We start from the raw sequence: 14,103 nt of genomic DNA, 5'->3' as shown, positions 1-14,103 counted from the left end.
ATATTAAAAGAATCTAGGTGAGAATGACATTCCCTTTTTCTTGAACAAAGAGAATTTTAAAATAACTTCATGGGTACCATCATTATAATTTGTGAACTCTGTAGTAGCATAATCAAATGAATAGCCTAAAAACAGATTGTCAGAAATTTGAAAACCAGCCAGCGCACTTACCGCAGCATCCACTTGATAACTAGCACCTACGGTGAGCTTGTCATGAAAAAGAAAATTGGCCGAAAGGTTATATCGCAACGGACTACCATTCACATAATTTACAAGTGCAGCTGGTTTAAAGCGAATGTTATCGCTTATGCCAAACACATAACCCGCGGTGAGGTACGATTGGCGCTCATCTGCCACGACAGCTTCCTCCACATTATCATAATACTCATCACTAAAAAAGTCAGGCACCGAGACTCCTACATACCAATTATATTTATACAAAAAGGCACCAGCACCTAGCGTTGCCAGCAGTCTGTTATCTACATTATTTGTGAGTAGGGGATCACCTTGGTTTACAAATTCCCCTTTAGAAAAATCTACATTGAGTAACTGAGCACCTGCTTTTATCCCAAATGCGAGGTTGAGATCTCTATCCAACTGAATGTTATAAGAAAAATTACCATCAAAGTTGAATCTTTCGGCAGGACCATTTACGTCTTTAGTGACATTGACTCCTAGCCCTACGCGCTCCGTGAGCGGAGTTTCAACACTGAGATTATAAGTCTCAGGTGCGCCATCAAAACCAGCCCACTGAGAACGATATATCCCCACCACATTCAACCTTTCTGAAGATCCTGCATATGCTGGATTTATAGCCATGGTATTATACATGTACTGTGTATAATTAGGCGCCTGTTGTGCATTCATGTGTATGCTTACACAACACATAATAAGTACTAAGTAAATGTTATATATTTTAAACATAGTCGTTGTTTTTAAGTTAGATTGTTAAAGTGCAATGTATACCCATCCCGTAAGCGGCTCACTGCCATCATTTAAGTCTAAGATGTAATAGTAGGTAGATGAAGGAAGGCCGTCATTTTCATTTACGGTACCATTAGAAGTAGAAGTTCCTCTCCACACATTTGCATAGCCATCCATTTCATACACCATATTTCCAGCTCGATTGTAAATTTTCAAGTTGTTTTCTGGATATGACTCAATACAGCGTATGGTAAAAGTGTCATTAAAGCCATCACCATTGGGTGAGAATTCATTAAACACTTTAATGCAACTTGGCGTGATATCAACTTGCGATACATTGTTAGTAAGATCACTATCCATAGGACTAGACTGCGTGATGGTCGCGATATTTAAATAATCTCCATCCTCTAGCACTACAGCGCTTATCGCTAACTCCACAGTTGCATTAGCCACCACTGAAGGAATAAGCCAAACACCAGTTGCACTATCATAAGTCCCACTATCTGTCACCGCCGATACAAATTGCAATCCAGAAGGTAATAAGTCTTCCACCTCAACATCTGTAAAGTCTGTGTCGCCTGCATTAGTCACCGTAATAGTATACACAACCTCTGTGTTGAGCTGTGGCAAGGCATTATTGACCATTTTAAGAATCGTAAGATCAGAACAAGAAGCTACCTCAACGTCTAGCGTAGCATCTGCAAGAGGCATACAGCTATTGGAAGACTCATAATTTACAGCAACAGATTGCTCGCCAAGTTCGTCCCATATCACAGTCACAAAATCATCTGTGAGATCGCCACCAGTGATGATTGTTCCTCCAGAAGAAATGGTCCATAAATAGCCACTCATATCTGACTCAGTCTGGTAAGTGATTTCGTTACCCACACAAGTCATGTCAGTACTGCTCGTAATGCTCGCACTAGCGATTTCATCAATCGTAATACTCACCTCTAGACGAGTGCTACTCTCACAGCCATTATTTACAAGAGCTCCGTAATAATTACCAGAAACTAAAAGTGCATCTGCTGCCAATGGACTGCCGCCAGTAGCTTGATTATACCATATCACATCTGGTTCATTCACTTCAATATCACTTACGGTAGCCATAGCATCTACACAAAATGACTGCGTGGTAGCTGTAGTAGTAGGCGTAGGCGTACTGATTACAGTCACTGTAATCGCCAGTCTGTTTGCACTCTCAATACCGTTTGTAACAAGTGCCGCATAGTAAATTGTGTTGTCCATCAATGCAGTATCGGTGGTTAAAACTGTTCCGCCAGAAGCACTGAGGTACCAATTTACAGTGGTCTCATTTACCTGAATATCTGCAATTGTAGGGTTTTCGCTTTCGCAAAAAAGTTGCTGGTCATTATCTGTCGTTACGATACCTGATTGTATGGTAAGCTCATCAACAGTCATATCTGATGCCAAATTACCTGCCAAATCCTCTGCAGTGGCTTGTACATCGTATGTCCCATCTGCTAGCTCGTTTTCATCAGGAATCTGTAAGTTCCATGTATCATCACCATTATCGATGAGGTTTGTATCACCTTCGGTGTAGGTTATTCCGTTTACAATTACAGTCAGCTCATCATCAGAATCTGCTGTTCCTGTAATTAACGGAGTGCTGTCATTTGTAGTTTGCGGATTTACTGTTGGAGTCGTTGGAGCAGTCGCATCAATTACTAATTCATCTGTAGTAATATCAGAAGCCATATTTCCAATCGTATCTTCCACAGAAGCATCTACATCATAGGTTCCATCTGGTAATTCACTTCCATCCGGTATTTGTAGAGACCACGTATCATTACCGTTATCTGTAAGATCCGCTCCAGTTTCCAAATAAGTAACACCGTTTACAATTACAGTCAGCTCATCATCAGAATCTGCAGTTCCTGTAATAAGCGGAGTGGTGTCATTGGTAGTTTGAGCGGTTACTGTTGGAGTTGTAGGCGCAGTTGCGTCAATTACTAATTCATCTGTTGTAGTATCAGATGCAGTATTTCCTACCGTATCCTCCACAGTAACATCAACATCATAAGTTCCATCTGGCAGTTCGCTACCATTAGGTATTTGTAGAGACCAAGTATCATCACCATTGTCGATGAGGTTTCCATCACCTTCGGTGTAGGTTATTCCGTTTACAATTACCGTCAGCTCATCATCAGAATCTGCTGTACCAGTAATTAACGGAGTGGTGTCGTTTGTAGTTTGCGGATTTACTGTTGGAGTCGTTGGAGCAGTCGCATCAATTACTAATTCATCTGTAGTAATATCAGAAGCAGTATTTCCAACTGTATCTTCTACCGAAGCATCTACATCATAGGTTCCATCTGGTAGTTCGCTTCCATCAGGAATTTGTAGAGACCAAGTATTATCACCGTTATCTGTGAGATCCGCTCCCGTTTCCAAATAAGTAACACCATTTACTATTACAGTCAGCTCATCATCAGAATCAGCAGTACCTGTAATCAGCGGAGTGCTGTCATTCGTAGTTTGAGGATCTACTGTTGGAGTTGTAGGTGCAGTTACGTCAATTACTAATTCGTCTATTGTGTTATCAGAAGCAGTATTTCCAACCGTATCTTCTACCGAAGCATCCACATCATAGGTTCCATCTGGTAGTTCGCTACCATCCGGTATTTGTAGAGACCAAGTATCATCTCCGTTGTCTGTAAGATCCGCTCCAGTTTCCAAGTAAGTAACTCCATTTACAATTACTGTTAGTTCATCATCAGAATCTGCTGTTCCTGTAATCAGCGGAGTGGTGTCGTTGGTGGTTTGAGTATCTACCGTTGGAGTAGTTGGCGCAGTAGCGTCAATTATTAGTTCATCGGTTGTGATATCAGAAGCAGTGTTTCCAACCGCATCTTCAACGGAAACATCTACATCATAAGTTCCATCTGGAATTTCACTTCCATTAGGTATTTGTAAGCTCCACGTATCATCACCGTTATCTGTAAGATCCGCTCCAGTTTCAGGATAAGTAATTCCATTTACAATTACTGTTAGCTCATCATCAGAATCTGCAGTTCCTGTAATCAGCGGAGTGGTGTCATTCGTAGTTTGAGTAATAACCGTAGGAGTCGTTGGGGAAACAGAGTCAATGGTTAATTCATCAATTGTATTGTCAGAAGCAGTGTTTCCAACAGCATCTTCCACAGTAACATCTACATCATAGGTGCCATCTGGCAGATCACTTCCATCCGGTATTTGTAAACTCCAAGTATCATCTCCGTTATCTGTAAGATCCGCTCCAGTTTCAAGATAAGTAACACCATTTACAATTACCGTCAGCTCATCATCAGAATCTGCTGTACCACTAATCAGTGGAGTGGTGTCGTTGGTGGTTTGAGGATCTACCGTTGGAGTCGTAGGCGCAGTAGCGTCAATGATTAATTCATCTGTAGTAGTATCCGAAGCGGTATTTCCAACTGTATCTTCCACAGAAGCATCTATATCATAGGTTCCATCTGACAATTCGCTACCATCAGGAATTTGTAAGCTCCACGTATCATCTCCGTTATCGATGAGGTTTGTATCACCTTCGGTGTAGGTTATTCCGTTTACAATTACCGTCAGCTGATCATCAGAATCTGCTGTTCCTGTAATAAGCGGAGTGGTGTCGTTTGTAGTTTGTGCAGTAACCGTAGGAGTCGTTGGGGAAACAGAGTCAATGGTTAATTCATCAGTAGTATTATCAGAAGCCGTATTACCCACCGTATCTTCCACCGAAGCATCTACATCATAAGTTCCATCTAGTAATTCACTTCCACTCGGTATTTGTAGAGACCACGTATCATCACCGTTATCTGTAAGATCCGCTCCAGTTTCCAAATAAGTAACTCCATTTACAATTACGGTCAACTCATCATCAGAATCAGCAGTACCTGTAATCAGCGGAGTGGTGTCATTCGTAGTTTGCGCAGTAACCGTAGGAGTCGTTGGCGCAGTCGCATCAATTACCAGTTCATCGGTCGTGTTATCAGAAGCAGTATTTCCAACCGTATCTTCCACAGAAGCATCCACATCATAGGTTCCATCTGGCAGTTCGTTTCCAATAGGTATTTGTAAGCTCCAAGTATCATTTCCGTTATCGATGAGGTTTCCATCGCCTTCGGTGTAGGTTATTCCATTTACAATTACCGTCAACTCATCGTCAGAATCTGCAGTACCAGTGATTAGCGGAGTGGTGTCATTTGTAGTTTGTGCAGTAACTGTTGGAGTCGATGGGGAAACAGAGTCAATGGTTAATTCATCTGTAGTTGTATCAGAAGCAGTATTTCCAACCGTATCTTCTACAGAAGCATCCACATCATAGGTTCCATCTGGTAGTTCGCTACCATCCGGAATTTGTAAGCTCCATGTATCATCTCCGTTATCAGTGAGATCTGCTCCAGTTTCAGGATAAGTAATACCATTTACAATTACTGTTAGCTCATCATCAGAATCTGCTGTTCCTGTAATTAGCGGAGTGGTGTCATTCGTAATTTGTGCAGTAACTGTTGGAGTAGTTGGCGCAGTTGCGTCAATGATTAGTTCATCGGTTGTGGTATCAGAAGCTGTATTTCCAACCGTATCTTCCACAGAAGCATCTACATCATAGGTTCCATCTGGTAGTTCGCTACCATCAGGAATTTGCAGAGACCAAGTATTATCACCGTTATCGATGAGGTTTGTATCACCTTCGGTGTAGGTTATTCCATTTACAATTACCGTCAACTCATCGTCAGAATCTGCAGTACCTGTAATCAGTGGAGTGGTGTCATTGGTAGTTTGTGCAGTAACCGTTGGAGTAGTAGGCGCAGTAGCGTCAATGATTAATTCATCTGTCGTTGTATCAGAAGCAGTATTTCCAACCGTATCTTCCACAGAAGCATCCACATCATAGGTTCCATCTGGCAGTTCGTTTCCAATAGGTATTTGTAAGCTCCAAGTATCATTTCCGTTATCGATGAGGTTTCCATCGCCTTCGGTGTAGGTTACTCCGTTTACAATTACCATCAGCTCATCATCCGAATCTGCCGTACCGGTAATCAGCGGCGTGGTGTCGTTTGTAGTTTGTGCAGTAACCGTAGGAGTCGTTGGGGAAACAGAGTCAATGGTTAATTCATCAGTAGTATTATCAGAAGCCGTATTACCCACCGTATCTTCCACCGAAGCATCCACATCATAGGTTCCATCTATTAATTCACTTCCATCGGGTATTTGTAAGCTCCATGTATCATCTCCGTTATCGATGAGGTTTGTATCACCTTCGGTGTAGGTTATTCCATTTACAATTACCGTCAGCTGATCATCAGAATCTGCTGTTCCTGTAATAAGCGGAGTGGTGTCATTCGTAGTTTGAGTAATAACCGTAGGAGTCGTTGGGGAAACAGAGTCAATGGTTAATTCATCAGTAGTATTATCAGAAGCCGTATTACCAACCGTATCTTCCACAGAAACATCAATGTCATAGGTTCCGTCAGGTAATTCGCTACCATCAGGAATTTGTAAGCTCCACGTATCATCTCCGTTATCGATGAGGTTTGTATCACCTTCGGTGTAGGTTATTCCGTTTACAATTACCGTCAGCTGATCATCAGAATCTGCTGTTCCTGTAATAAGCGGAGTGGTGTCATTCGTAGTTTGAGTAATAACCGTAGGAGTCGTTGGGGAAACAGAGTCAATGGTTAATTCATCAGTAGTATTATCAGAAGCCGTATTACCAACCGTATCTTCCACCGAAGCATCTACATCATAGGTTCCATCTGGTAGTTCGCTACCATCAGGAATTTGCAGAGACCAAGTATTATCACCGTTATCGATGAGGTTTGTATCACCTTCGGTGTAGGTTATTCCATTTACAATTACCGTCAACTCATCGTCAGAATCTGCAGTACCTGTAATGATCGGAGTAGAATCATTCGTAGTTTGCGGATCAACCGTTGGAGTAGTAGGCGCAGTTGCGTCAATTATTAATTCATCTGTAGTAGTATCCGAAGCGGTATTTCCAACTGTATCTTCCACAGAAGCATCTATATCATAGGTTCCATCTGACAATTCGCTACCATCAGGAATTTGTAAGCTCCACGTATCATCTCCGTTGTCGATGAGGTTACCGTCACCTTCGGTGTAGGTAACTCCATTTACAATTACAGTCAGCTCATCGTCAGAATCTGCCGTACCTGTAATTAGTGGAGTTGTATCATTTGTTGTCTGAGCGGTAACAGTTGGAGTAGTAGGCGCAGTTGTGTCAATGGTTAATTCATCAATTGTATTGTCAGAAGCTGTATTCCCAACAGTATCTTCTACAGAGGCATCTACATCATAGGTTCCATCTTGAATTTCACTTCCATTCGGTATTTGTAAGCTCCACGTATCATCACCGTTATCTGTAAGATCTGCTCCAGTTTCCAAATAAGTAACACCATTTACAATTACTGTTAGCTCATCATCAGAATCTGCTGTTCCTGTAATCAGCGGAGTGGTGTCATTCGTAATTTGTGCAGTAACTGTTGGCATAGTAGGCGCAGTCGCGTCAATGATTAGTTCATCGGTTGTAGTATCAGAAGCAGTGTTTCCAACAGTATCTTCCACAGAAGCATCTACATCATAGGTTCCATCTGGTAGTTCGCTACCATCAGGTATTTGTAATCTCCACGTATCATCACCGTTATCTGTAAGATCTGCTCCAGTTTCAGGATAAGTAATACCATTTACTATTACAGTCAGCTCATCATCAGAATCAGCAGTACCTGTAATCAGCGGAGTGGTGTCGTTGGTGGTTTGAGCATCTACAGTAGGAATGGTGGGATTGTCAATATCTACCGTGTAAGCCTCACTATCAATAGCTGTGGCAGTACATAATGTACCGACAACCGTTATCGAAGCGTCAATGGTTGAATCTGCGTCAAGTACTAATTCAGCACCTGGAATGTCTCTAGCAAAGTTTAAACCTGCATCCAATAATGTAGTGTACTCTGTATTATTTACAGTGATTATTACTTCATCATTTTCTTGGGCATCTCCCGAAACTGTACCAGTAATGGTGATGTCATTATTTTGCTCAATACTATTTATAGTATCATCGGCTGTAATATTCTCTATAAGATTTATAGAGATATTAGGAGTGTTTGCAAGAATAATAGAGACTTGTCTTAAATCACCAGGACTATTCTCACAGCCAGTAGCTGGTTCTGTTGTAGAAATAAATATGTTATCAGGATTGTTAGCATCGTTTAATCCAGTTATTTCAAGCTTGCTATCATTGATTACGTAAACGATTCCATCTGCAGTAAGCCCATTAGTAATCTCTACATTTTTATTAGGATCAAAGTAATATTTGAAGTCATTTGAGATCGTACTTGACGGTACAATCTCTAGCACTTCAGGTAAACATATGGCAGTATCAAAACCTGCTACTAAGATATCTGAAGATTTTGGAGTAGGGTTAATTGTTACTAAAACTGGAGTTCGTACAGACGCTACAGTACATCCATTTGCCTTAGCAGCGGCATAGAAAGTGGTGCTTTCTGTTAATGATGAAGTGGTAAATGTCTCACCACTATCTACCGTAGCTAGTAAATTTCCACCTTGCTCTTCATCATACCACTCTATTTGTGAGTTTGTAGTATCAGTAGTAGCAATAAGTTCTGCGGTGCTATTTTCACATAAAGTGATATTTTGAGAAGCTGCAGCAATTTCAGGAATGGCAGGAGTAATGGCTACATCGTATAAATCAACTCGCTGACTTAATGAAGTGTTCAAGAGTGAGGAATAACTAACGACAATTCTATCTACGGGCGCAGACACATCAAAGCCAATGTCTACAGGAGTATTACTTTGTAATAAATTTATCAGTTCCAGATTTAATAAGGATCCTAAGTTTCTCGATGCAATTAGATTTGAACCGTTATAGGCTTCAAATTGGATATTATTTGCCACTCCAAGCGCTAATAAACTAGGATCGACAGCAAGTCTAATTTTGAAATCTTCTGTAGGTTGTGAAGCATTCTGAAAATAAATTACCTGCTCTACAGTCGCTGCCACAGATAATACACCTAAGCTTAACTCAGAGAATGTAGCGAGATCTCCATCAATTGCATTTTCAATATTTGTAACCCCAGCGCCTCCTAGATTTATTAAATCTAAATTAAGCCCAGTCCCGTCAAATGAGGTAAATGAAGGAGTGTTACAAATAGGTGCATCTGCGCCGTAGAAAGCTCCATAAACTTTTAGAGAACGTTCTTGATTTAGTCCAATTAAGGAACCTATACTATTTGTAATTTCTATACTGCTATATGGTTGGTCTGGTGTGAGTGCTATATAATAATCTCCCTGTGCATCGGTCACTATTTGTGTTCTAGCACCGCTAAATGTATTAGGGTCTGATGATACTGCACTTAGCACGGTAGTATTACCATTTAATGCCTTTACGGTAAATTCTTGATTACCTATTAGTACAATCCCCAGTACATCTGCAAGTAAATTACCGAGACTACCGCCTAATAAGGATGGTAACAAATCATCTTCTGTTTCTATTTTAATGTATGATGTTGTATTTGCAGGCAGTAGTTCTCCATATGATAACTCAAGAACACCATCATATGCACCAAAAAAAAGCGTTCCAGAATTTGCTCTAACCTCGGCGAAATCTGTTAAGTCTTGATTGGTAGCCAGATTAGCATCATCAACATTTTCTTGATTGGTTATAGTTGTCGCAAAAGTATGTTCTTGCGCACTGACAGAAAAGCAGGCAAATAATAAAATAAATAGAAAGCCGCTCAGGGATGATGGAAAAGTAATTTTTCTCTTCATGATAGTAGTCTTAAATTATTTTAATAAAACATCTAACTAATGAATGTCGAGTACACATCATTAAAAACAATAAAATTGCAATTTGATTAATCGTATAAGAGTCCGTTTAATCAAAGTAATACCTCCCTCCAGTTTTGTTTAAGACTAGCGTTAGATATTTGTGTAATTAAGAACTTTTACTTGTACAAAATTGGTTGTAGAATGTTGATTTATACAAGTTTAATGTGTAGGAAAATTATTGAATTGTTTTTTTATTAGCAAGACTAATTACAACTAATAAGAATAAATTAACACTTAAGCGTTGAAAAAAGACATTTTGTAGAAAATTACAAGTAGAAAACAATAGATTTAACAAAAATAATTTAACTGCTATTTATGTAGTTACGCTTTCGCGAAAGCATAATTAAACAAAACTGTTAAAATTCGATGAATTGTTGAATAAATTGTACTTGTATAAAAGTTGATACACATCATTTATAAGTTGAAAATGCTCCATAATAATAGTAGATAAGACCAATGAGTAATCACTTAAATTTGCAGTAAGAGGAAAACCTCAGAAAAGAGAATACTGTATATGGATATGCTACAATTAAGAACTGTAAATGTTGTGCAATACTTGCAACCTTTACGAGAAGGAGGATCACTTCCAGCTTTAGTCAAAGCAGACGATGATTATTTATATGTGCTCAAGTTTAGAGGAGCGGGACAAGGAAAGAAAGCACTTATAGCCGAACTTCTAGGAGGAGAAATAGCAAGAGCGATAGGACTTCATGTTCCTGAGCTTGTGTTTATGAATCTAGATGACTCTTTTAGTAAAACAGAGCCAGATGAGGAGATTCAGGATTTATTGAAGTTTAGCGTAGGGTTAAACTTTGGGCTTCATTTCTTATCAGAGGCGATTACTTATGATCCGCTGGTGAGTACGGTAGATGCTCTAACTGCGTCAAAAATTGTATTACTAGACTGCATCATCAGCAATATTGATAGAACGGCAAAAAATACAAATCTCTTGCAGTGGCATAATGAGATATGGGTGATAGATAATGGAGCGAGTTTTTATTTTCACCATGACTGGAAAAATTGGAAAAATCACCTAGAGCGTACCTTCCCGCTTGTAAAAGATCATGTTTTGCTAGAGAAAGCAACACGCTTACCAGAAGCTGCAACTGCAATCAAAGAGTTATTAACGCAAGAAAAGCTAGAAGATATTATAGCACATATTCCAGAAGACTGGTTAATATCTGAGTTTGACACGATGATTCCTAGTGATATGAGAGCGGCCTATCTTGAGTTTGTAAATTCTAGATTATCAAAAATTGATATCTTAGTAAAAGAAGGAGAAGATGCAAGATAAATATACCTTTGAGTACGCCACCATTAGAATTGTGCCTAAAGTAGAACGAGAAGAGTTCTTTAATGTAGGTGTCATTGTCTTTTCAAAAAAGAAAAAATATCTAGGCATAAAGTTTCATATATGCCCAGATAAGTGGAAAGCCTTCTGTACAGATGTAGAGATTGCAAGGTATCAAGCATATCTAGAAGCCTGGGAACTTGTGTGTAAAGGTTCACCTGCTGGAGGTCGCATAGGCGCTATGGAACTATCAGACAGATTTAGATGGCTTACTGCTTGTAGAAGCACTATTATACAAAGCTCTAAAACGCATCCGGGTTTATGTGAAGATCCAGCGAGTATGCTAGAAGAGATCTTTGCTAAAAACGTGTTGTAACCTTATATATCTTTTTAGTTGGCTTTTGCCAAAATTAACGATACCCACCCATGAAGAAAATACTTGTATTATTCTCGCATCCTAAATTTGAAAAATCTAGGGCAAATACGTCACTAGTATCACACATTCAAGATATGGAGAGTGTTACTTTTCATGATCTTTATGAGCAATACCCAGATTTTCATATTGACGTAGATGCCGAAAAGGAGTTACTTGCTGCACATGATATCATCGTATGGCACCATCCATTATATTGGTATAGCTGTCCACCTTTAATGAAGCAGTGGATTGATATGGTGCTAGAATTTGGGTGGGCATATGGACCAAATGGTAATGCCCTTAAGGGAAAAACTTGCTTAAATGTGATTACCACCGGTGGCTCAAAAGAAGTGTATTGTGCTCAAGGAAGCAATAGCTTTACCATTAATGAATTTTTAAGACCCTTTGAGCAGACAGCAATCTTATGCGGGATGCAGTACTATCCGCCATTTGCAGTCATGGGTACGCACCAATTGAGTGACAATCAGTTAGACACTCATTCGAGTACTTATAAATCATTATTAGAGTTACTGCAGAAGGAAGCTGTTGTACTAGGTGTAGATAACTGCGTATTTTTAAATGATTTGCCACAATTAAAAACTCAGTAAATTATGACAGGAAGTATTCTTTTTGAAGCGATAGTCTTTCTTGCGGGAGCAATAATTTGTGTGTCCATCGCAAAGCGACTTGGGCTGAGTTCTGTAATAGGTTATTTACTAGCGGGTGTGCTCATAGGCCCTTATGTCTTAGGTTTTATAGGTCAAGAAGGAGAAGATATATTACACTTTGCAGAGTTTGGCGTAGTTGTAATGCTATTCCTGATAGGCTTAGAAATTGAGCCTAAGAATTTCTGGAACATGCGCAAGACTATCTTGGGCATGGGAGGACTGCAAGTAGGAGGGACCATGCTCTTAACGTATTTCTTATTTACTTTCATAGGTTACGACTGGAAGGTGTCTCTTGTAATTGCGATGGCAGTAGCACTATCATCTACCGCGATAGCCTTACAAACTATCAAGGTGAAAGGAATGATGGATACGACCTACGGGGCCTCTTCTTTTTCTATTTTACTTTTTCAAGATATTATAGTGATTTTCATGCTGGGAGCATTGCCACTGCTTTCTACCGCTACCACTGTTGCAAGTGGTGAAGGCCATGGAGCATCTGAGAATTTACTGGATGGTTTGCCTATAGCTTTTCAAACCCTAGCAATTATACTATCTGTTATAATTATCATTGTTGCTGGTAAGTATTTAATTGTACCTATGCTGCGTAAAGTGGCAAAAACTGGAGTGCGCGAGCTTCTCATCGCAGCTGCACTATTGATTGTATTTTCTATATCCTTTTTAATGGAATACGTAGGTCTCAGTCCGGCGCTGGGTGCATTTTTAGGCGGAGTGGTATTATCAAATAGCGAATTCAAACATGAGCTGGAAAGTACCTTAGAACCTTTTAAGAATCTACTGCTAGGTTTGTTTTTTATGGCAGTGGGAGCCTCCATCAATTTTATTGTGATTGCTAAAAATCCGCTAACTATTGGTGGGATATTAATTGCTATTGTAATCGTAAAGGCGATTGTATTATTTATTACGGGTTATGTTTTTAAGCTAAAATTAGATCAGAAACTGCTGCTCACTTTTAGTTTGTCACAGATAGGGGAGTTTGCCTTTGTCTTGCTTTCTTTCGCGTTCAGCTTGCAATTATTAGAGCAAGATCAAATGGATATGATGCTGGTGATTACAGCACTTACCATGTCACTTACACCCATCACAGGGATGATCAATGAGCGATTTATATTACCAAGAATAGGAACAAAAGAATCGATAAAACGACCTATGGATCACATCGCAAAGTCGCAAAATGTGATACTTGTTGGTTTTGGACATTTTGGAAGTACGATAGGGCGCTTTTTAAGATCCCATGGAGTAGAGGCGACTATATTAGATCAAGACTCAAATCGTGTAGATTTTCTTCGTAAGATGGGTTTTGAGGTGTATTATGGAGATGCCACGCGCATAGACTTACTAGAATCTGCAGGAATTGCTCAGGCAAAAATTCTAATTTGCGCTATAGATAATCCTACAGTAACCACACAAGTCACAAAGCTTGTCAAAGAAAAATATCCACACGTAGAACTCATGATACGTGCAAAAAATAGAAATGACGCCTATGATTTACTCAACTTAGGTATAGAAAATATTTACAGAGAATCCCTAGATACCTCGCTCAGTATGGCCAGCGATGTATTGCATAAACTCGGTTTCAGAAAATATACGCTTAATAGGCAAGTTCAAAACTTTATAAAATATGATGAAGCTATTTTAAGACGCCTTGCCAAAGAACCTAAGAGAGGCACAGACAGTTATATTTTTGTCGCCCGTCAAGAATTAGAAAAGCAAGAACGCTACCTCAATGAAGACTTCAATCGAGGCATTGTTGCATATGATAATCACTGGGACAGCGAGCACATAAGAAAAACACTTGAGGAGCAGCAGCATGACGAAGATGAGGATCCTCAGATTTGAGGTCTAAGCTTATTAAAATAAAAACTGCTCAAAGCTCCCTTTCGGGAAAATTTGAGCAGTTACTATTAATGCTATTAAAATGA

The 14,103-nt window shown here is 39.6% G+C and carries 6 protein-coding genes; 4 read left to right on the top strand and 2 right to left on the bottom strand.

The annotated features are described in order from the left end of the window. Window positions 1–3 precede the first annotated feature (3 nt). Together ACJJVW_RS01110 and ACJJVW_RS01105 are read right to left on the bottom strand one after the other, a co-directional pair. The gene (locus ACJJVW_RS01110; protein ID WP_405250466.1) at window positions 4–924 is read right to left on the bottom strand and encodes a type IX secretion system membrane protein PorP/SprF; all 921 of its coding nucleotides are present in this window, start codon (window positions 922–924) and stop codon (window positions 4–6) included. Window positions 925–948: 24 nt separating this feature from the next. Beyond that, window positions 949–9,729, bottom strand: a complete 8,781-nt coding sequence (locus ACJJVW_RS01105; protein ID WP_405250465.1) for an Ig-like domain-containing protein — start codon at window positions 9,727–9,729, stop codon at window positions 949–951. 574 nt (window positions 9,730–10,303) lie between these two features. Between ACJJVW_RS01105 and ACJJVW_RS01100 the strand changes: the two genes are divergently transcribed. The 4 genes from ACJJVW_RS01100 to ACJJVW_RS01085 are packed head-to-tail and all read left to right on the top strand — an operon-like array spanning window position 10,304 to window position 14,020. After that, on the top strand, window positions 10,304–11,083 hold the full coding sequence (locus tag ACJJVW_RS01100; RefSeq protein ID WP_405250464.1) for a HipA family kinase: 780 nt from the start codon (window positions 10,304–10,306) through the stop codon (window positions 11,081–11,083). Continuing rightward, window positions 11,073–11,456: a DUF3037 domain-containing protein gene (locus tag ACJJVW_RS01095; RefSeq protein ID WP_405250463.1), complete on the top strand. Its 384-nt coding sequence runs from the start codon at window positions 11,073–11,075 to the stop codon at window positions 11,454–11,456. Before ACJJVW_RS01100 ends, ACJJVW_RS01095 begins: the two co-directional genes overlap by 11 nt. A 50-nt stretch (window positions 11,457–11,506) precedes the next feature. After that, window positions 11,507–12,103, top strand: a complete 597-nt coding sequence (locus ACJJVW_RS01090) for an NAD(P)H-dependent oxidoreductase (protein WP_405250462.1) — start codon at window positions 11,507–11,509, stop codon at window positions 12,101–12,103. 3 nt (window positions 12,104–12,106) lie between these two features. Beyond that, window positions 12,107–14,020, top strand: a complete 1,914-nt coding sequence (locus tag ACJJVW_RS01085; protein ID WP_405250461.1) for a monovalent cation:proton antiporter-2 (CPA2) family protein — start codon at window positions 12,107–12,109, stop codon at window positions 14,018–14,020. Window positions 14,021–14,103: the final 83 nt, after the last annotated feature.

It is taken from the genome of Dokdonia sp. Asnod3-C12 (assembly GCF_045063975.1).
GTDB lineage: Bacteria > Bacteroidota > Bacteroidia > Flavobacteriales > Flavobacteriaceae > Dokdonia.
This window is presented reverse-complemented; position numbering and strand designations above follow the sequence as displayed.